The 19928-nt window shown below is 59.2% G+C and carries 16 protein-coding genes, 1 tRNA gene and 1 pseudogene; 7 read left to right on the forward strand and 11 right to left on the reverse strand.

What is annotated here, in order from left to right; genetic code table 11:
• Positions 1 to 75: 75 nt before the first annotated feature.
• Genes HMPREF2808_RS02765 through HMPREF2808_RS02785 form a run of 5 tightly spaced genes read right to left on the reverse strand, consistent with a single transcriptional unit; the run spans position 76 to position 6420 of the window.
• Complete coding sequence (locus tag HMPREF2808_RS02765) at positions 76 to 1848, reverse strand: ABC transporter ATP-binding protein (RefSeq protein WP_029158873.1); 1773 nt, start codon at positions 1846 to 1848, stop codon at positions 76 to 78.
• Entirely contained in the window at positions 1841 to 3589 is a 1749-nt protein-coding gene (locus tag HMPREF2808_RS02770) for an ABC transporter ATP-binding protein (protein ID WP_070529421.1), read from the reverse strand. Before HMPREF2808_RS02770 ends, HMPREF2808_RS02765 begins: the two co-directional genes overlap by 8 nt.
• Positions 3590 to 3596: 7 nt before the next feature.
• Positions 3597 to 5066: an ABC transporter ATP-binding protein gene (locus HMPREF2808_RS02775; RefSeq protein ID WP_070623601.1), complete on the reverse strand. Its 1470-nt coding sequence runs from the start codon at positions 5064 to 5066 to the stop codon at positions 3597 to 3599.
• Entirely contained in the window at positions 5063 to 5788 is a 726-nt protein-coding gene (locus HMPREF2808_RS02780; RefSeq protein ID WP_010187692.1) for an energy-coupling factor transporter transmembrane component T family protein, read from the reverse strand. The genes HMPREF2808_RS02775 and HMPREF2808_RS02780 overlap by 4 nt, the downstream gene beginning before the upstream one ends.
• Entirely contained in the window at positions 5785 to 6420 is a 636-nt protein-coding gene (locus HMPREF2808_RS02785; protein WP_012714931.1) for an MptD family putative ECF transporter S component, read from the reverse strand. Before HMPREF2808_RS02785 ends, HMPREF2808_RS02780 begins: the two co-directional genes overlap by 4 nt.
• A gap of 140 nt (positions 6421 to 6560) precedes the next feature.
• Here HMPREF2808_RS02785 and HMPREF2808_RS12925 point away from each other — a divergent pair.
• Positions 6561 to 6838 (forward strand): annotated as a pseudogene (locus HMPREF2808_RS12925) (IS481 family transposase); the annotation flags it as partial.
• A 21-nt stretch (positions 6839 to 6859) separates the two neighbouring features.
• Here HMPREF2808_RS12925 and HMPREF2808_RS02795 read toward each other — a convergent pair.
• The 5 genes from HMPREF2808_RS02795 to HMPREF2808_RS02815 form a co-directional block, all read right to left on the reverse strand.
• Positions 6860 to 6932, reverse strand: a tRNA-Arg gene (locus tag HMPREF2808_RS02795).
• A gap of 71 nt (positions 6933 to 7003) precedes the next feature.
• Positions 7004 to 7297 carry a mycoredoxin gene (locus HMPREF2808_RS02800; RefSeq protein WP_010187687.1) on the reverse strand — a complete coding sequence of 98 codons (294 nt, stop codon included), beginning with the start codon at positions 7295 to 7297 and terminating at the stop codon, positions 7004 to 7006.
• Positions 7297 to 7842, reverse strand: a complete 546-nt coding sequence (locus HMPREF2808_RS02805; protein ID WP_070623605.1) for a dihydrofolate reductase — start codon at positions 7840 to 7842, stop codon at positions 7297 to 7299. Before HMPREF2808_RS02805 ends, HMPREF2808_RS02800 begins: the two co-directional genes overlap by 1 nt.
• The gene (locus tag HMPREF2808_RS02810; RefSeq protein ID WP_070623608.1) at positions 7842 to 8666 is read right to left on the reverse strand and encodes a thymidylate synthase; all 825 of its coding nucleotides are present in this window, start codon (positions 8664 to 8666) and stop codon (positions 7842 to 7844) included. The genes HMPREF2808_RS02805 and HMPREF2808_RS02810 overlap by 1 nt, the downstream gene beginning before the upstream one ends.
• Before the next feature lie 70 nt (positions 8667 to 8736).
• Positions 8737 to 9609 carry an NAD-dependent epimerase/dehydratase family protein gene (locus tag HMPREF2808_RS02815; protein WP_070563304.1) on the reverse strand — a complete coding sequence of 291 codons (873 nt, stop codon included), beginning with the start codon at positions 9607 to 9609 and terminating at the stop codon, positions 8737 to 8739.
• A gap of 104 nt (positions 9610 to 9713) precedes the next feature.
• Between HMPREF2808_RS02815 and HMPREF2808_RS02820 the strand changes: the two genes are divergently transcribed.
• A complete protein-coding gene (locus HMPREF2808_RS02820) occupies positions 9714 to 10382 on the forward strand; it encodes a TetR/AcrR family transcriptional regulator (protein ID WP_070563307.1) in 669 nt (222 codons plus the stop codon).
• A gap of 41 nt (positions 10383 to 10423) precedes the next feature.
• Here the strand turns inward: HMPREF2808_RS02820 and HMPREF2808_RS02825 are convergent, their stop codons facing one another.
• On the reverse strand, positions 10424 to 11182 hold the full coding sequence (locus tag HMPREF2808_RS02825) for a 3'(2'),5'-bisphosphate nucleotidase CysQ (protein WP_210386592.1): 759 nt from the start codon (positions 11180 to 11182) through the stop codon (positions 10424 to 10426).
• 34 nt (positions 11183 to 11216) lie between these two features.
• On the opposite strand from HMPREF2808_RS02825, the gene HMPREF2808_RS02830 reads away from it, so the two are divergent.
• The 5 genes from HMPREF2808_RS02830 to HMPREF2808_RS02850 all read left to right on the forward strand — a co-directional run bounded on the left by HMPREF2808_RS02830 (position 11217) and on the right by HMPREF2808_RS02850 (position 19891).
• Positions 11217 to 16142 carry an ATP-dependent helicase gene (locus HMPREF2808_RS02830; RefSeq protein WP_070623611.1) on the forward strand — a complete coding sequence of 1642 codons (4926 nt, stop codon included), beginning with the start codon at positions 11217 to 11219 and terminating at the stop codon, positions 16140 to 16142.
• An 87-nt stretch (positions 16143 to 16229) separates the two neighbouring features.
• Positions 16230 to 17498 carry an alpha-hydroxy acid oxidase gene (locus tag HMPREF2808_RS02835; protein WP_070623613.1) on the forward strand — a complete coding sequence of 423 codons (1269 nt, stop codon included), beginning with the start codon at positions 16230 to 16232 and terminating at the stop codon, positions 17496 to 17498.
• Positions 17499 to 17525: 27 nt separating this feature from the next.
• A complete protein-coding gene (locus HMPREF2808_RS02840) occupies positions 17526 to 18347 on the forward strand; it encodes a DNA-formamidopyrimidine glycosylase family protein (protein WP_070623615.1) in 822 nt (273 codons plus the stop codon).
• Positions 18348 to 18357: 10 nt separating this feature from the next.
• Complete coding sequence (locus HMPREF2808_RS02845) at positions 18358 to 18771, forward strand: YccF domain-containing protein (RefSeq protein WP_049155174.1); 414 nt, start codon at positions 18358 to 18360, stop codon at positions 18769 to 18771.
• Between the two features lie 52 nt (positions 18772 to 18823).
• Positions 18824 to 19891: an HNH endonuclease signature motif containing protein gene (locus HMPREF2808_RS02850; protein WP_070520636.1), complete on the forward strand. Its 1068-nt coding sequence runs from the start codon at positions 18824 to 18826 to the stop codon at positions 19889 to 19891.
• Positions 19892 to 19928: the final 37 nt, after the last annotated feature.

The raw sequence follows: 19928 nt of genomic DNA on the forward strand, positions 1-19928 counted from the left end.
CTTCAAGCGGAACTGCCAACAACGTAATGGGGGAGAAGGGTGCCCCCGCAAACAACGCCGATCTCGGTGCCCGCGTTAATCGCGTCCCGAACTGATTTTCCACCCGCGTGCTGCTTTGCGTTGCTGCCAGAAGTGACGGTAGATACCGGGGACATCGGAAAGCTCAGAATGCGTGCCCAGCTGGCTGACTTGCCCGTGTTCATCCAAGACTACGATTTGATCAGCAGATTTGATTGTATCCAGCTTATGGGCGATGACAATAAAAGTAGATTGCTCCCGTAGCTCGTCCATCGCAGCAAGAATGTTTGCCTCATTTTCTGCATCGAGCGCGGAGGTAGCCTCATCAAAGAGTACAATCGGCGCTTGCTTGAGAAGCGCGCGAGCTACAGATACGCGCTGGCGTTCACCACCGGATAGAAGCCGACCGCCTTCACCAACAGGAGTATGCCACCCTAGGCGGTTGGCAATAGAAGTCACGCCTGAAAGATCAGCTGCGCGGAAGACTTCCTCATCGGAGGCGTCGGGACGACCAACGCGGATATTAGCGATTAACGAGTCGTCGAAGAGGTAGACATCCTGAAAAACCATGGACAGTCTGGACATTAACTGTTCGGTTCCAAGCTCGCGGATATCTACGCCGTCAACCATCACCGCCCCGGAATCTACATCCCAGAATCGCGAAATAAGGCGCGCAATTGTGGTCTTTCCGGAGCCAGAAGGACCGACAATGGCGGTAACGGTGCCTGGTCGAGCATGGAAAGCGATATCTACCAATACTGGTTTATCGCCGTATCCAAACGTGACATTACGCAGCTCTACACTTCCCGAACCATCGCCTGGGCGCGGAGTAGTGGGTTCCGGTAGGGAAGGGGCATCGGTGATGAGCTCAGTTTCTGTGAGCGCGATACGGCCGGCATCTAAACCGACGAAAGAAGAACCCAGCTGCTCAAGCGTGCGGGTAAACCTCAAGCTGATTCCGATGATCGCAATTGTTTCTAGTGGCGATAGGGCGCCTTCAACGGCAAGATCCGCGGAGACCATAATGAGAGCCACAATGAAGATCTGCACTACTATGCCGTTGAGTAGCAAAGCTAATGTGGATACCCATAGCTCGCGTATTCGTGCTTTATGGTCGATTTCTAGCGCTTGCTCTAGTGGCGCAAAAACTTGTGATTGTCCTGCCGCGCGCAGGGCTGGTTGACGGTTAGCAAATTCTACGATGCGCTGGGAGAGCTCTTTACTCGGCCCCAGTGCGCGGTTCGATGCTTTCTCACGAATCCATGCAGCCAACTGCATCACCACGAGCGCCAATGGTGCGATGATAAGAAGGACCAAGCCCAGCTTCGGGTTCCAGAAACACGCTCCTACTAACAAGGTGACAAGTGCCGCGCTATCGCGGTATATCGTTCCTTGAATATGCGCAATGGTCTCGGCCGCCACCATAAAGCGATCTGAAACGAGGCGAGATAGGCCGCCGGTATTAGCCGGTACGAACCAGCCGAGCGGTAGCGTTGCTAATTTATCGCCCACAGTCGTGTGCGCGGCTCGGATGAAATCCAAGGCCGTGTGGTAAGAGGCCATGGTTGCGAAAAATCGTAGCGCAAAAGCTACGAGCGCAATTGCCAAAAGCGTCCACATCCATGGTGCGATCGTCGTATCCCCATCGAGTGCCTTTGTAAGTGGCACGAGCGTGAGAACGGCGAGGCCATCAAGCACGCCAACGATAAGCGATAGACAAGCATACCTTTTATTGAGCTTATGGCCTACAGGACTTTGCAGCTTTTTGACACTGCGAGTGAGTAGCGGATCACGAAGACGCGAACTAACAGGCGTAGTGGCATTAGACATGAGAATTATCCTTCATAGGCTTGAGGCAGATTATTTGGTCTGCTCCTTGGATGGACTCCGGCTTGTGGGCGATGACTAAGACGGTCTTGCCTCTGACGAGTGTGGCTAGAGCTGCTTGAATTTCTGCTTCGCAGTCAGGATCAGTTGCCGCAGTAGCTTCATCCAGGATCAAGATTGGGGCATTGGTAATGATTGCCCGGGCAATAGAAATGCGTTGCTGTTGTCCACCGGATAAAGAGGTGTCCTCACCAACAACGGTGTCGAGCCCAGCCGGTAAAGCGCGAATATCAGCAGCTATGTGCGCAGCCTCTGCGGCTTGCCAGATCTCTTCATCGCGGGCTTCTGGGCGTGCAAGGCGAATGTTTTCCCGAATACTCATACGCAGTAAGTGAGGATCTTGTAAGACGAAAGCCACAGTGCGGTACAAACTGTCGAAAGTGAGATCACGGATATCCACGTTGTTGATAGTGATTGTGCCCGAATCTGGATCCTGGAAACGCGCCAACATCGTTGCTGCTGTGGATTTGCCAGACCCGGAGGGGCCAATCAATGCCGTGACAGTGCCTGCATTTAGTTGCGCAGAAAAGTCTTGGAGGACTGGTGTGTCTGGGGCGTAGCTAAAGCTGACCTTATGGAACTCCACCTCCATGTCTTGACTATTGGCGTCGAGGCTCTTTTGGCCTTCTTTCACATGGGAAATTGTCATGACTTCATCAAGGCGCAACGCCGCATTGCCAGCGAGCTGGTAAGACCACATCATTTGGCCGACGGTTTGAATCGTGCCCGGGAGCACCAGCGCAATTAACGTTGTTGCGATGACTTCAGCGACCGTGACATAGCCACCAGCTATCAGCAGGGAACCGACTCCTAGATTGATAAGGATGAGGACAGGAACCGCCACCACAGACTCTGAGATTGCGGAAACACGCAGAAGCGGACGTACCCACTCGTAATAGAATTCCGCGAATTTTTGGGCAGCTTCGCGATATCGAGCGTGGGCTTTGCCAACGGTGCCGAAAGCCTTGACGACGGAAATACCTTCGGAGAACTCCACCGCAGTCGCAGAGACCTCACCCAGATAATTATCCATTTCCGCAGTTTTTGTGCCCATATCTTTCATTGAATATGCTTGGATTGCTAGGAAAATGGGCACAGTGGCAATAGAAAGTAGACCAAGGCGCCAATCCAAGATAAAGGCATAAACCAGAAGCGCGAGGGGCGTAAAGATCGCGGCGACCTTCTCTACAGGAGCATGGGCTGTCAGGGTGTGCAGAGTTAACGTATCGTCCTCGACGGCTTTGCGGACTTTGCCGGAATTAGTCTGGCTAAACCACGAGAGTGGTGCTTTCGCAATAGCGGTAATAATTCGGCGCCGGTTAATCCCCACCAACTTTGCATCAGCGAAGTGGGTGATTGCAAGGGCAAGGAAATAGAAGAATAGCTGGCCCAAAAATGCAGCAAGTAGCCATTTCACAATGGACGCGACGTCATCAGTATTGCCGTCGATTAGAGCATTTCCCAGTGCCACCAACGCGACGTAGGGTGCTACGGCGAGTACCGAGGATATAAGCGCGAGAAACTGTGCGAAGTAGATGGTTGTTTGCACTGGGGCCAGTAGTTTTTTTAGAGCGACCTGGCCGGCTTTTAGTTTTGCGCGAGCCTCTTCTTCCGGTGACGCACCGTGTGATTCTGGTGCGTGGGTTCTGCTTGATTCTGTGGAACTTTGTTTTAGTTCAGACATTTCTTTCTCAATTCTTGTTGATGTCAGTCATATCGATGATTCTGGTGACTGATTCTTGGATGAATTCGTGGTCATGGGTGATGACGATGACCACTGCTCCGCTTGCTGCAAGAGATCGAAGTAGCGCAGAGATGGATTGCAGTTGGCGCCAGCCCACGCCAGAGGTAGGTTCATCGAAGATGTAGATCGCTGCTTGCTCGGCTTGGGCTGAAGCTATGGCTAAGCGTTGCCGTTGCCCACCGGACAGAGACTGCGGATGCCGTTGGGCCATTCCTGCCAGATCGAGGCGATGGAGAATCTCATTGACATCGATGTGGTCCCGCTTCTTCTTTGCCAGTCCGAGCGTGACTTCTTCTTCGGTGGTGGCTGCGAATAATTGGCGGCCAACATCTTGCATCACCATGTACGCGGCACGTCTGCGGGCAGCCGCTCCTACTCGTTTGCTGTTCAAACGGAGACTACCGCCGCGTTTGGGAGAAGCAAGACCACAAATGATCCTGGCGAGGGTGGTTTTTCCAGCGCCGTTGGGCCCGATTAAGGCGGTGACTTCGCCGCTGGGGAAAAATGCGTGGTCAATGTTTAATACCTCATGTGCGCCATAAGAAAAACAGATGTTGCTTAGCTCGAGTCCGCTCCGCTGGGGATCGGCGTTTTCGAGCGTGGGTGGTACCGGCACGCTCGCGGGCAGGGGAACATGGTGTAAGCTGCGTAGCCCCAATTGTTTGCGTTCGGGTTCGTCTAAGGCATAAAACTCCTGAGCGCGGAAACTCCGCGTTATTTTTCCCTGAGTCAAGTAAATAACTTGGTCAGCGATATCTTTTAAGAAAAAGAGACGGTGATCAGCGATAATGATCGTTGTGCCTAATTCCTTCAAGCGGTGTAGCACGCGTGCAAGAATATCGATGCTTTCCATAGAGAGATTGGACGTGGGTTCATCGAGAAGCACGAGACTGCCCGGGGACACAAGCGCGCATGCGCATGCCACGGTTTGTAACTGCCCACCGGATAATTCTTTGAATCGCCGGCCCCAAAGATCGTTAATGCCTAGTAGCTCGACCGCTGATTGAATCCTCGACTCAATTTCTTTGGGATCTACACCAAGGTTTTCTAGCCCGAAGGCCAATTCTGCATTGACGCTTTCAGTGAAAAATTGTGTCCTTGGATTCTGGAATACTGAGGCGCTGAACTCGATGGCTCGGGACAGCGGTTCTTCCGCAGGGGTAAAAGCCTGGTCATCCTTTATAATAGTGATGGTGCCTAGTAGCTCTCCTGGATTGAAATGGGGGATGAGTCCGTTGATCAACTTGAGTACCGTGGACTTTCCCGATCCGGAATCACCGGTAATCAGTAGACACTGTCCTGGAGAGACAGAAAAAGACACATCAGATACACCTTGAATACCTGGCCGAGCTCCCAATGGATATGTAAAAGAAACGTTGTGGGCGTCTACACTGGTTGCGATACTGCGTTCGTTCATAAGTGGACCTCCGTGGGAAGCCAGACAGAGGCAACAACGAGGCCCAACCCAGCTAGTGCAGTTGCATCGACAAGCTTGAAGGAAAGATCGGCGGTGGTGGTTGGGCGTGCGGGTCCTCCCAATCCCCGGACAAGAGCAGAGGCAGCGAGCTCATCACCAGCGCGGACGACGGCACCTAATAAGGGGATGATCAACATCGCGGACGATTGTGTGGGCTGTGTGATCCAGCTTTTTACTCCAGGCTGGAGACCCCGAAGGACCATGGCATCGCGGATGGCTTTGGCTTCTGCCACGATGATCGGCAAAACGCGCAGGAATACCGCCGGTGGAATGGTGGCCCAGCCTGGTAAACGCAGGTCCCGCAGTGCTGAGGTCAACGTGGATGGTGTGAGAGTGAGCAAGCCGAATGTGCCGATGGACATGCTGATGACAAAACGGCTTAGCCACGAAAAAATTGCCGCTGAAAAAGCGAAAAATGTGGAGCCAGGAAGCTGTAATAGGCCCCAGTACCCTAGATAGGATAATGCAAAAGCGAACAGGCAAATAAGACCATAGTGTGGCTTTACTGTAGCTAGTGCGATGGAGCTGAAAGCGATAGAAATCAGCAGTGTCGGTAGGTGGCCGTGGCTGAGAGCTACCGCATTGATTACTAGAACAGAAAGCAGCACGGTCCGTGGATCGATCGAAGATCGATGAAGCACGCCCTGTTTTTGCAGGCTCACAGGAGACCAGCGCTTTCAAAGTGTTTGCGGCTGACGCGAACTCCGACCTTTCCTCCGATAAAGCCGACGATGAGCGCACAAATGGCCAGTACTCCAATGGTCCATGGCTGGAAGATATCCGACATGGCATCGGCATATTCTTGACCCATTTGGTCTGCGATATCGACGTAGTAGGAGTCCGTATCCAGAATTAGCGGGATAAAAGGCATAGAAATCCAGACACAGAAGACGCTGTAGGCAATAGGGAAGGATTTGGCAATACTGAGGTGGCTTTTTGTAATAATCAAATCCGCGATAAACCCTAGAATTATGCTTCCCAGCAGGGTCCAGAAGTAGTGTCCGGTGAGCATGAATGCTAGTCCGTTAATACCACCGACGAGGGTGAAAGCACCCATTTTGGGCGTGCGGGCGGCATAAAGCGCTAGCACGATTCCGTTTGCGATTGCCGCGATGAACCATCCAATAAACATGAATTGTGGTCCTGCGAATCCAATCATTCCGCTTACAAAGGTGATTACAAAGTAAAGTGCAGCAAAGATGCCAGCGTTGATGAGATCTCTGGTGTTTAAACGTGCCGTCGACCCACTGGATGAGCTTGCACTCCGTGCGGGCGTAGAGGACTGTTGGGTCATAGTAAACCTCGATTTATGAACAGCAGGAAAGGTAAGGCTTACCTAAGTTAGGTAATACTGTTTATAAAACATTTCAAGTTTTGATCTGAAGATTCACCCTTAATGGGGGTGAATGCAGATAAGTAGACATCAAACCAGACCACGACTACCGACTAAGTACCGACAAAATCGGCACCAACGGCAAGACAACCCTGCGATGGGGAGGCAAACTACGCCGCCTCTACATCGGACGCAGATGGGGCGGGGAACCAATCACCATGGTCTGCATCGACAACCACGTCGACGTCAAAATAGCCATCACTGGGGCACAAATCGCCGCCTACACACTCACCGAAGAAAAGATCTACTACAACTAGAAAGACAACGAACTCAACCCCAGTCGGGGCAACTAAAAAATCTCGAGACACCGACCGGAACGATGTCTCGAGACTTCACAGCGTGCCCCAGAGAAGATTCGAACTTCCGACACCGGCTTTAGGAGAGCCGTGCTCTATCCCCTGAGCTACTGGGGCGGGGGTGCGTTGCGCACCTAGGTAAGACTAGCAGCCCCGCGTGGGGCGGCGTTAAATGCGTCGCCTTTCGTTTATTCGCCGGCCAGCTCCGCGTACTTGGCGCGGACCTCGCTGGCGGAAGGGTTGGTGGCGTGGGTGCCGTCGGAGTAGAGGACGGTGGGCACGATGCGGTTGCCGTCGTTGACGGACTCGATCCAGGCGTTGATGTCGGCGGTGTCGGGGGAATCCGCTTCGACGTTGACGAGCTCGTATGGGGTTTCGGTGCGGTCCAGGTTTTTGATCAGCTTGGCACAGAACGGGCACCAATCGGCGAAGAAGATGGTGACGTGCTCAGTGGTTTCGGGAGTGGCAACGTTGGTGCTCATTAAGCAGCAGCCTTTCTGTCGTAGGTGAGGAAACGGTATTTCATCGGCAGCTCGCTGGGCGGCTGGCCGGGAATGGTGAGGTGGCCTGATTCGGAGGTCAGCCAGTCACTATCGGCAGATAGGCTGAATTCCTCCGGAACGCTCGGGGCGAGGACGACATCTGCGCCGTAGGCATCGCCCACTTGCACACCCATGAGGGTGAGCTCGATTGTATCCACGCGGTCGAGGGCGGAGCTATAAAGTTGGCCGCCGCCGATGATCCAGGCGTCGTCAAGCGTGGCGTCAAGTGCGGCGTCGAGGTTGTCCACCACGGTGGCACCCGCGGACCACTCGCCAGGTTCGCGGCGGGACAAAATGATGTTCTCTCGACCGGGTAGCGGGCGGAAGTTGGGGTTGAGGGACTCCCAGGTCTTGCGGCCCATGATGACAGGCGCGCCCATGGTGACCTCTTTGAAGTGCTTGAGGTCCTCCGGCACGTGCCAGGGCATGACCACGCCGTCACCAATGACACTGTCGAGGGACTGAGCCCAGATTGCGCCCAGCATTAGACGGACACCTGAGCCTTGATAGTGGGGTGGGGGTCGTAGCCGATGACCTCGAAATCCTCGAAGTCATAGTCAAAGAGGCTATCGGCCTTGTGGAGGTTAAGCTGCGGGTATTCGCGGGGCTCGCGGGAAAGCTGTTCTTTGACCTGTTCGATGTGGTCGTTGTAGATGTGGCAATCCCCACCGGTCCAGATGAGCTCGCCCACCTCGAGGCCTGCTTGCTGGGCAAACATGTGGGTAAGGGCGGCATAGGAAGCCAGGTTGAAGGGAACGCCGAGGAACATGTCCGCCGAGCGCTGGTAGACCTGCATGGAGAGTTTCCCGTCAGCGACGTAGAGCTGGAAGAGCAGGTGGCAGGGCATGAGCGCCATTTTGTCCAGTTCAGAAACGTTCCACGCGGAGACGAGGTTGCGGCGCGAATCCGGGTTGTTCTTGAGCGTGTCCAAGGCGACCTGGATCTGGTCGATGTGCTGGCCATCCGGCGTGGGCCAGGAGCGCCACTGCACGCCGTAGACAGGGCCCAGCTCGCCGTCCTCATCGGCCCACTCGTTCCAGATGCGGACCTTGTTTTCCTGCAGCCACTTCACATTGGAGTCGCCGCGCAGGAACCACAGCAGCTCACCAATCACGCCGTGGAAGTAGACCTTCTTGGTGGTCAGCAGGGGAAAAGACTCCGCCAAGTTATAGCGCAGCTGGGCGCCGAACAGGGAGAGGGTGCCGGTACCGGTGCGGTCGCCTTTGGGTGCGCCTTCTTCGAGGACACGGCGCAGGAGGTCCTCGTACGGTGTTTTGAGGGATGAAGAAGCAGTGGGATTTTCACTCATGACGTCCAAGTGTAGAGCGTTCAAAAAGTCTTAGGTAGTGAGGTAGGGCTACTAGTGGTTGGATTTGTCACTACGCCGACTGAGCTTGATGAATAGCCTTTAATGCTTCGTCGGTTGGGGTCGCCTGCCATGCGGACTTAGCTCCGGTAAGAATGGAGGGACGGTCCCACAGGTAGCTCATTTCTTGTAGGCCTCGCAGGTCCGTGCTGACAATGCCACCTAGCTTCAGCATCCATGGGCGAATCGTGATGGGGGAGTGTTGGCATCCGGCGCGTCGAGCAAATTCAGCTTGGGTGAGCGCGGGCGCGCAAGGCGTGGAAACTATAGGGGGTGTCGATTCGTTCAGTAGTGCGTCAGCTAGCGCACGGGCGAAATCGGGAAGGTACGTGACCGAGTGTTTAGCGTGTGCGTTAAAAAGAGCAAGGGGACGCTTCTTCCCAATGATGAGCTGATGGTAAACGCATCCGGGGCCGGCATCGGGTCCGTACAGATCGGCCGCGATTACCGAGGTAGTGCGCGAGGGAGAGGCTAAGCGGTTCTCGATTAGGGTCGCTCGAACACCGGGTTTGCCATTGTGGGATCGGGTTCGGGGCGTGTCAGGCGAAATTACCTCGTAAGTCTGGTCGAACCCATACATCGATTCGGGAAAGACAACGGGGATGCCCCGTTGGGCGGCTACCTCTAGCACGGTTTCTTCAGCTGGAATGAGCAGGTCGCGCCACTTTTGTGCGTCGTATGGGGCATGGATGCAGTGGGCAATTCCGTCGATCTGTTCTGGGTACGCGTCACTGTGTGTTGCATCGCCTTTCTTGAACTGCACGTTCCTACTGGCGGCGAAATGGGGCTGCCGTCGCGTCATGATTGTGCATGTGTGCCCTCTTTTAGCGAGTTCGCGTGAAAGTGATCGGCCCACGGGGCCTGCCCCGGTGATGAGAAAATGCATTAGGTGACCTCTGCTCTAAATAGTGACTAGTGCTCTCTAATTCTATAATTGCAGTTACTCAGATTCAAGAGCAGTGCTCTCTTTCTTGTTGATATAGTTTCTATATGTCAATGACCCCAAGAGCGCGTGCTCGCGAACAGACGATGTTGCGCATTGTTGAGGTAGGGCGGGAGCAGCTTGATAAAGGCGGCCCAGAAGCCTTGAATCTTCGTGCAATTGCACGTGATTTGGGGATAGTTTCTTCGGGTATCTACCGCTATGTGCCCGACAGGGCCCACCTATTAACGATGCTGATCGTTGATGCGTTTGAAGCACTTGATGATGCCGTCGCGCGAGGAATCGGTGAGGCTACCGAGACGCGGGACAGATTCCTGCGCCTTGTGTTTGCTATGAGGGCGTGGGCCTTGGAGTTTCCTCAAAGGTGGGCGCTTATTTATGGCACACCCATCATTGGATACGAAGCGCCTGCTTCAGAGACAACGGGCGCGGGTACGAAAGTTAGTAGGCGTCTGGCCGCGTTGTTAACTGAGGCCTCGGTTAAAGAGCTAGAACCGCGTTCATCTCAGTTCTCGCAAGACCTTGCGGCGACCTCTGAGGAGCTTGATGTGGAACTTCCCACTGACGTCATGGAAAAGGCGCTTGAGGTGTGGATACAGATAATTGGCGTGATTAATGCCGAGGTATTCGGTTACCTCGGCACAGACACGCTGCATGACTACCATGAGTTTCATGCTCGAATGGTTTCTCGTCTGGCTGACGAGTTGGGAATCTGACTTTCTTGCGCTGCGTAGGTAGCTAGCGCAGCGCGTGGGGCTTAGTAGCCGCCGTTGGCCTCCGCGTAGGCGGCGGCGTGCTCCAGAATCTCGTCTGCTAGCTCCGGGCGGCAGATCAAAAGATCCGGGATGAAGGTGTCCTCGTTATTGAACTTGATGGGGGAGCCGTCCAGACGCGAGCAGTGCAGGCCCGCGGCCAGAGCCACGCCCACCGGGGCGGCCTGGTCCCACTCGTACTGGCCACCGGCGTGGATATAAGCGTCATAGTCACCCAAGAGCACGTGGATGGCCTTCGCGCCCGCGGAGCCCGCGCCGACAGTTTCAAAGCCCATCTTCTCCGCGACATAACCCGCAACCTTTGGCGGGCGGTTGCGGGAGACCACGAACTTCTTCGACAGCGGGCCCGTCACCGCGCGCACATCGGAGGACTTAAATGTCACGCCCATGTCCGGCATGCCGACGGCCGCGTGGATCGGGGTGCCGTTTTCTACCAGCGCGATGTGGACGGCCCAGTCCTGGCGGCCGGTGGCGAATTCCTTGGTGCCGTCGAGCGGGTCAATGATCCACACGCGGTTCTTCTTCAAACGGCTCAAGTCATCGGCAGCCTCTTCCGACAGGACGCCATCCTGCGGGCGGTGCTGCTCAAGGACGCGGGCGATCCATTCCTGAGCGGCTTCATCGCCGGCATCACCCAGCGCCAAGCCGCGCAGCAGGCCACCGTTGCGCACGCCTTTGAGGATCTCGCCACAGCCATCGGCGAGGGAGTTGGTTAGACGAGAATCAGAAATCTCAACGGTCATAGTGACCAGATTAGCGCGCGCGATACAGTAGGGCATGTCCAAAAACGTTCTGGCGAAGTTCCGCCCGCAGGTGGCCGGTTGGTTCCAGGACGTTTTCGCCGCCCCCACCCCGGTCCAAGAGCAGGCGTGGGAGGCGATTTCCGGCGGCGCGAACGCACTGGTTGTGGCGCCAACCGGTTCCGGTAAGACGCTCGCGGCTTTCCTGTGGGCCTTGAATTCCTTGGTGGAGCGCGAAGGCCAGACCGCCCTGCCGCTGAGCAATGAACCCTCCCGCGAGGGCGCGCATGATGGCGTGAGAGTGCTGTATATCTCACCACTCAAGGCTTTGGGCGTGGACGTCGAGAACAATTTGCGCGCCCCGCTCAACGGCATTGCCCGCACCGCTGAACGGCTGGGCCAGGAGGTGCCGGATATTACCGTTGGCGTGCGCTCCGGGGATACCCCGCAGGCAGAGCGCGCCCGCCAGGTGCGCAAGCCACCGGACATCCTCATCACCACGCCGGAATCGGCCTACCTGATGCTCACCTCCAAGGCGGCGGGCATTTTGAAGACCGTGGATACCGTCATCATCGATGAAATCCACGCCCTGGCCGGCACTAAGCGCGGCGTGCACCTAGCGTTGACTTTGGAGCGCCTCGGGCTCATCGCAGGGGAGTTCCAACGCATCGGGCTTTCCGCCACGGTGCGCCCGCTGAGTGCTGTCGCGAACTTCTTAGGCGGCGACCGCCCCGTGGATATCATCGCCCCGCCCGCAAAGAAGTGCTGGCAGCTCGACGTCCACGTGCCGGTCGAGGACATGTCGGACCTGCCCACCCCGGAGCAGGGCTCGCCCATCGGGGAGGCGACTGTCGACGACCCCCTTGGCATCACCGAAGGCCCCCAGGATGCGTTGCGCGTGCAACGCGGAGTGGGAGACTCCGCCCTGCCCACGGCGAAGTCCATCTGGCCCTTCATCGAAGAAGAGCTCTACGCCGAAGTCATGGAGCACCGCTCCACGCTCGTCTTCGTCAACTCGCGCCGCACCGCCGAGCGGCTCACCAGCCGGCTCAACGAGCTTTATGCCCAGGAACATGACCCAGAGTCCTTGAGCCCAGCGACCCGGCGTGATCCGGCCCAGCTGATGAAGCAGGTCGATGTCGCCGGGAAGGCCCCTGCCGTCATCGCCCGCGCGCACCACGGTTCGGTATCCAAGGACGAGCGAGCGTTGACGGAAACCATGCTCAAAGAAGGCACGCTCAAGGCCGTGGTCGCCACGAGCTCCCTGGAACTGGGCATCGACATGGGTGCGGTGGAATTGGTGGTGCAGGTGGAATCCCCGCCATCGGTGGCCTCGGGCCTGCAGCGCGTGGGCCGCGCCGGGCACTCCGTCGGCGCGGTCTCCCACGGTTCCTTCTATCCCAAGCACCGCGCGGACCTCGTGCAATCAGCACTCACCGTCGCCCGCATGGAGGAGGGCCTCATCGAGGAGATGCACTCCCCGCGCAATCCGTTGGATGTCTTGGTACAGCAGACGGTGGCGGCGGTAGTGGCGTCGGCAAGCGCGGGCACGAGCGAGGGACTCGAAGCCGACGAATGGTATGACACGGTGCGCCGCGCCTGGCCCTATAAGGACTTGGCGCGCGAGGTCTTCGACTCCGTGCTGGACCTGGTCAGTGGTGTGTACCCCTCGACGGATTTTGCGGAGCTGAAACCGCGGGTGATCTATGACCGCGTGACGGGTGTGCTGACTCCGCGCCCCGGCGCGCAGCGCGTGGCGGTGACCAACGGCGGCACCATCCCGGACCGCGGCATGTTTGGGGTCTTCCTCGTGGGAACTGGTGAGGCCGGTTCCGCGCCGCGCCGCGTGGGTGAGCTCGACGAGGAAATGGTCTATGAAACTCGGGTGGGGGATATCTTCACGCTCGGCGCGACGAGCTGGCGCGTGGAGGAGATTACGCGCGACCAGGTGCTGGTGACACCCGCGCCAGGGCATACGGGGCGTTTGCCTTTCTGGAATGGTGACTCCGCGGGAAGGCCCTATGAGTTGGGTAAGGCGTTGGGCACGTTTCGGCGTGAAGCATTTTCGGACCCGTCCGTGGTGCGCGATGCTGATGAGCGCGCCCGCCGCAACATCGCCGCCTACTTGCAGGAACAGCACGAGGCCACCGGGCTCATCCCGGATGAAAAGACGCTGCTGCTGGAGCGCTTCACGGATGAGCTGGGGGATTGGCGCGTGCTGCTGCACACCCCGTTTGGCCGGCCGGTGAATGCGGCGTGGGCGCTGGCGGTGGGGCAGCGCGTGGCGGAGCGTACCGGGATGGATGCCCAAGCCGTGGCGGGCGATGACGGCATCGTGTTGCGCCTGCCGCAGGGTGAGGCGGACCCAGATGCCGCGCTGTTTCTTTTCGACGCCGATGAGATCGCGGACATCGTCACCGAACAGGTGGGAAACTCCGCGCTCTTCGCCTCTAGGTTTAGGGAGTGCGCGGCGCGAGCGCTGCTTCTGCCGCGGCGTAACCCGGGCAAGCGCGCGCCCTTGTGGCAGCAGCGCCAGCGCGCGGAGCAGCTTCTCGACGTCGCCCGCAACTACCCCTCGTTCCCCATCATCCTGGAGACCGTGCGCGAGTGCGTGCAGGATGTCTACGACCTGCCGGCGCTCACGGAGGTCATGCGGGAGCTGGCGCACCGGCGCATTCGCATCGCGGAGGTCACCACGGAGCAGCCTTCGCCGTTCGCATCTTCGCTGCTGTTCAACTACACCGGCGCGTTCATGTATGAGGGGGACTCGCCGCTGGCGGAAAAGCGCGCGGCGGCCTTGGCCCTAGACCCCGCGCTGTTGGCGAAGCTTCTGGGCACGGTGGAGCTGCGCGAGCTTCTCTCCGCTGAAGTTATTGCTGAAGTCCACGCCCAGCTGCAGCGCTCCACTCCAGAACGTCAGGCGCGCACCACCGAGGAGGTCGCGGACCTGCTGCGCGTGCTGGGCCCCATCCCGGTCGAGGAGTTCGGCGCGCACGCCACGGTGCCATTGAGTGCACTCGATGCGCTCGGTGCGCGGATCATGCGGGTGCGCATCAACGGCCGCGAGCACGTGGCCCAGGCGCTTGATGCGCCGCTGCTTCGCGACGGCCTGGGCATCCCCGTCCCGCCCGGCATCCCCGCCCAGCAAGCCACGATTACCGACGCCCTGGATCAGTTGGTCAGCCGCTGGGCGCGCACGCGCGGGCCGTTTGTGGCGCGCGATGTGCAGGAGGCCTTTGGCCTGTCGGCCGCGGTGGCGTATTCCACGCTCAACGGTCTGGACTCCATTTTGGCTGGCCACTACCGCCAGGGTGTGGAGGAGCAGGAGTACTGCGCGGCGGAGGTGCTCAAGGTCATCCGTTCGCGCTCGCTGGCGGCCGCGCGGGCGGCCACGCAGCCGGTTTCGCCTGCGGCCTTTGGGCGTTTCCTCCCTGACTGGCAGCAGGTGGCGGCGGTGGGCCGGCGCCCGGTGCTGCGCGGGGTGGATGGCGTCTTCGCCGTCATTGAGCAGCTGGCCGGGGTGCGCCTGCCGGCCTCGGCCTGGGAGAGCCTCATCTTGCCTGCACGCGTAGGTGATTATTCGCCGACGATGCTCGATGAGCTCACCGCCAGCGGCGAGGTTCAAATCGTGGGCGCGGGCAAGGCCGGCTCCAACGACCCGTGGATCATGCTGTTGCCGGCGGACTATGCCGCGCAGCTTGCCCCGCAGGTTTCTGCGGAGGAGGTGGGCTTGTCTATGCTGCAGACCCAGCTGCTGGAGGCCTTGCAGGGCGGTGGCAGTTACCTTATCTCCGATATTCAACCGCAGCTGAGCGGTACGTCCGAGGAGGTTCGCGAGGCTCTTTGGGGTCTGGTGGAGGCAGGGCTAGTCAGCCCCGATTCCTTCGCTCCTATCCGGGCCCACCTTGCCGCAGGCGGTCCCGCCGGGCGTGCGGCGCATCGCGCGCGGCGCAGACCATCGCGCTCGCGACTGCGCATGGGGCGCACTTCCTTTGCGCAATCGCTCAATGTGTCTGGTGCGCAGGCCGCACCAGACGTGGTGGGGCGGTGGTCGCTGTCCGTGCCCGCCGCCACGGATGCGACGTCGCGTTCCATCGCGCACGGCGAGGCCTGGCTGGACCGGTATGGCGTGCTTACCCGCGGATCCGTGGTGGCCGAGGACGTCCTGGGTGGCTTCGCCCTGGCTTATAAAGTGCTCTCCGGTTTTGAGGAATCCGGCAAGGCCATGCGCGGCTATGTCATTGAAGGCTTGGGGGCCGCGCAGTTCTCCACGCCTGCGGTCATTGATCGCCTGCGTGGGGTGGATGATTCCCCCGACGTCACGGGCTGGCCCTCCGGCACCCGCGAGCCGCAGGCCTATGTCCTCGCCGCGACCGACCCGGCCAACCCCTATGGCGCGGCGCTGTCGTGGCCCACTACCGACGCCGGCGAATCCGCAGCCCGCCCGACCCGCGCCGCGGGTGCCTTGGTGGTGCTCATGGATGGCTTGCCGGTGGCGCACCTGACCCGCGGGGGAAAGACGCTGACCACGTTCTTCAACGCTCTGCCCGAAGGAATCGAGCGCACCGAGGTACTAGCCGCAGTGCTTGCAGGCCTCAACGAGCTGGTTGCCGCCGGGCGCTTGAACAAGGTGGTTATTGAAAAGGCGAACGGGCGGCCTATCTTCGAGTCGAAGCTCGGCGGCGAACTGCGTGCACTGGGTGCGGCACTGACCCCGAAGGGCGTGCGGATTACTGGGGCTGCCCACACCGCCTCTTCCGGCCGTGCAGGACAGCACGGCCAATCTGGAGAAGCCGCGCGCTCCGCCGAGTCTTACCGTCCCGCACGTCACGGTGGGCGCCGTGCTGTCGAGGCGATGGAGGAGCTCACCTTCGATGATCCGGAGGATTCCACTGAGTCTGGTGGCCCATCGACTGCACCGGGCAGCCCAGGTGGTTTCCGCCCGCGCCGTCGACGCCGCTGAATGATATTCACCTTCATTTAGCCCACGGGCTTTTCATGGGTCTAACCTCAAAAGCTGATAGCCCAATAGAAAAGGAGTCTTATCGCCATGCGGCTGAAGCGCCAATTGCCTAACGTGTCCGAGCTGAAGAACCTCATGCGGTTCGAAGCGCCCAACCTCGACCGCCGGGCAGCACGCCTGGCAGAGGCCGCTGATGTGTGGGATCTGCGCAAGATTGCCAAGCGCCGCACCCCGAAGGCGGCCTTCGACTACGTCGATGGTGCCGCCCGCGATGAGGTCAGCTACCGCGAATCCCGCGACTTCTTCCGCGACGTTCGCCTCATGCCCAACGTGCTCAACGGCGCGCACGACATCTCCTTGAGCACTGAGATCGCCGGCGAGCCCGCGGCCCTGCCTTTCGGCATCGCGCCAACCGGCTTTACCCGCTTCATGCATGCCGAGGGCGAGGACGCCGGTTCCCAAGCCGCCCGCGACGCAGGCATCCCGTTTACGCTCTCCACGATGGGAACGCGCTCGGTGGAGGAGGTCGCGGCGTCGCAAGGCAATAGCGGTCGCCGCTGGTTCCAGCTCTACCTGTGGAAGGACCACTCCGCCTGCCAGGAGCTCATCGAGCGCGCTGCCGCCAACGGCTACGACACCCTCGTGGTTACCGTCGATACGCCCGTGGCGGGCCAGCGTCTGCGCGATACCCGCAACGGCATGCGCATCCCGCCGCGCCTGACCGCCGGCACGGTCTTCGACGCCGCGTGGCGCCCCGAGTGGTGGTTCAACTTCCTCACCACGGACCCGGTCACCTTCGCGTCGTTGACCTCGACCACGGGCACCCTGGGCGAGCTGGTCAACACCATGTTTGACCCAGGCCTCAACTTCGAGGATCTGGCGTGGATTCGCAAGCAGTGGACGGGCACGCTCTTCGTCAAGGGAATCGTCAACCCCGAGGATGCACGCAAGGTCATCGATCTTGGCGCCGATGGCATCGTGGTGTCCTCCCACGGCGGGCGCCAACTCGACCGCGTGGTCAACACCCTCCAAGCCCTTGAGGCCGTGCGCGCAGAGGTGGGACCGGACGTGGAGATCATCTACGACTCCGGCATCATGTCCGGCGTCGACATCGCCATTGCGCTGGCTCTGGGGGCGGACTTCGTCCTTATCGGCCGCGCCTACCTCTACGGGCTGATGGCCGGCGGCAAGGAAGGCGTGGACCGCGTCATTGAGCTGTTGGCAGAGGAGTTCAAGAACACCCTCCAGCTGCTCGGTGTGAAGAGGATCGAAGACCTGTCTCGCCAGCATGTGGTCACCCCGTGGGAGCCGGGCGCGTTGGCATTCGGTGAAGGAAGGAACACGCCGGTAGAGTAGGCACCCGTTTGGTGAGGAGGTTCTGCTGTGCCTGAGGGTGATTCGGTTCTGCAGCTGTCGAACCGGCTGCAGTTCATGGAGGGCCGGCGCGTGACCTCCTCCTCCCTGCGCGTGCCGCGCTATGCCACCGTGCGTTTCGACGGGCTGGTATGCGAGGAAGTCTGGCCCTATGGCAAGCACCTCTTCATGGATTTCGGCGGCGAGCTCATCCTTCATACCCACCTCAAGATGGAGGGCACGTGGGCCATCCACTATGCCGGGGACCGCTGGCGCAAGCCCGGTCACAGTGCACGCGTGGTGCTACAGATAGAGAACACCCCGCGCGATATTGAGTTGGTAGGGCATTGGCTAGGGCTGGTCGAGGTCTTTCCAGCCCGCGAGTTTGAGCAGCGCATGGCGTACCTAGGTCCCGACATCCTCGCGCCAGAATGGGAAGAAGGCGGATTCGAGGAGGCCGTTCGCCGCATCGAGTCGCGCCCCCAACGCAGCATCGGCGCCGCACTCTTGGACCAGCGCAACGTGGCGGGCTTGGGCAACGAATACCGCGCCGAGATCTGCTTCCTGGCCGGCGTTCATCCAGCAACACCTGTAGCGCTTGTCGACGTCCCCCAGATCCTCACCATCTCCCGTCGCCTCATCTGGGCCAACCGAGACTCGCCGGTACGTGTGACCACCGGCGTGAAAAGGGCAGGGGAGACCACCTATGTCTTCGGACGCAACCGTCAGCGCTGTCGGCGCTGCGGAATGCTCATTGAGAAGTCCACGCTGGGTGGTGTGGACGCCGGCGGCGACGAAGGAGAGTTGGAGCGCGTCATCTGGTGGTGCCCACACTGCCAGCCGCGTCGCTAGGCTGGGATGCATGAAGATCATTTTGAACATCATCTGGTTGGCAACTGGTGGCCTTGTCCTCGCACTGGGCTACTTTCTCCTAGGCATCCTGGCCTGCATCCCCGTCGTGACGATTCCTGCCGGTGTGGCCTCGATGCGTATGGCGAATTTCGCGCTGTGGCCCTTTGGGCGCTCCGTCATTCAACCGGTCAAAGGTACCGGTGGCATGTCTCGGTTCTCCAACGTTGTCTGGTTCCTTGTCGCTGGCCTGTGGTTGGCTATCGGCCACGTCACCACTGCAGCGGCGCAGGCCGTGACCATCGTGGGCATCCCGGTGGCTCTGGCCAACCTGAAGATGATCCCGGTGACGTGCTTCCCGTTCGGCCGCAAGATCGTGGACTCTGACCACATCCCCTTTGGCTGGGAATCGATGATTAAGCTCTAACGAGTATCTCTCCGGTTGCGGGGTTGCCTGGGGTGCCTTAGGGTTCTGAGTCATGGGGGATTTAGAAACCTACTTCTCCTACCGCAACTCGGGGATCACACTGGTGAAGCAAGCGGTAGGAGGCGAGAAGCGATTACGCGCACTCGGCGCTTCATCAGCTGACGCCGTCGAACTGGCGCGCTTAAACTACATCTACTTCGGCGCCACCAAGTTCACGGGTAAGCAACGCACGGCCCGCAGCCGAGCTTTAGAACAAGGCCATGACCTGGCCACGCTGAGCCTCATCGAGGCCTACACGAAGAAGCTGCAGAATCAGCTTCATGTGTGGAACCTGCGTGTAAAGCTCGCCGGCACGCCCGCCCACAGCATTCCCGCCGTGGCGGCAAAGCGCTTAAAGGAGCTCAAGCCCAAACGTATTCCCACGCCTGGGGTGCGCATGACCTACCGTGCTGATGGGCCGCACTCGCTGACCATTACTGATGACCCTCTGACTGTCACCGAGATGCGCGGCGTGCTGGAATCCATCAACCAGAGCAATCTGCTGGAAGCAGCCAACCACGTCTTCTTCAATAAATCCCACGGCGGAACCAAACCTGCTGTTCTCACCAGCGTGGTCGTCACCTTGGACAAGCTCGACAAAATTGTTAGCGGCGATGGTGATGACATCGTGCTTGAGCTAACTAATGGCGGCCGGATGACCGGCGCGGAGTTTCTGAACTACAAGTTCGCCGAGATCGGCTACGTAACCCTCATCCACCCCACGATCGGGCCGGTGTGGCTGCACCGGATGAAGCGTTTAGCCGGGTTTGAGCAGCGCATGATGGCCAGCGCCGAGCATCCCACCTGTGCCAGGAAGGGATGTAATAAACCTGCTGATTATGCCCAGGTGCATCACCTAGTGCCGTGGAAAGCAGGAGGTACCACCGATCCACCGAATCTGACAATGTTGTGTGCCTATCACAACGGCGTTAATGATGACGACCCAGAGAAACCAACAGGTGCTGGCTACGTGTTTAGGATTCGCGGCGGTGTGGACTACATCCCGCCCTGGGGAGAACCAATCACCGCTCAAGTGGCATATCAAGCCGCGCAACGCGGACTCGGACCGCCCGGCGGGTAAACCGCCACGAAATACAAAGGACACGCACCACCACGCG

Source organism: Corynebacterium sp. HMSC078A10 (genome assembly GCF_001811565.1).
In the GTDB taxonomy this organism is placed as follows: Bacteria; Actinomycetota; Actinomycetes; order Mycobacteriales; family Mycobacteriaceae; genus Corynebacterium; species Corynebacterium hesseae.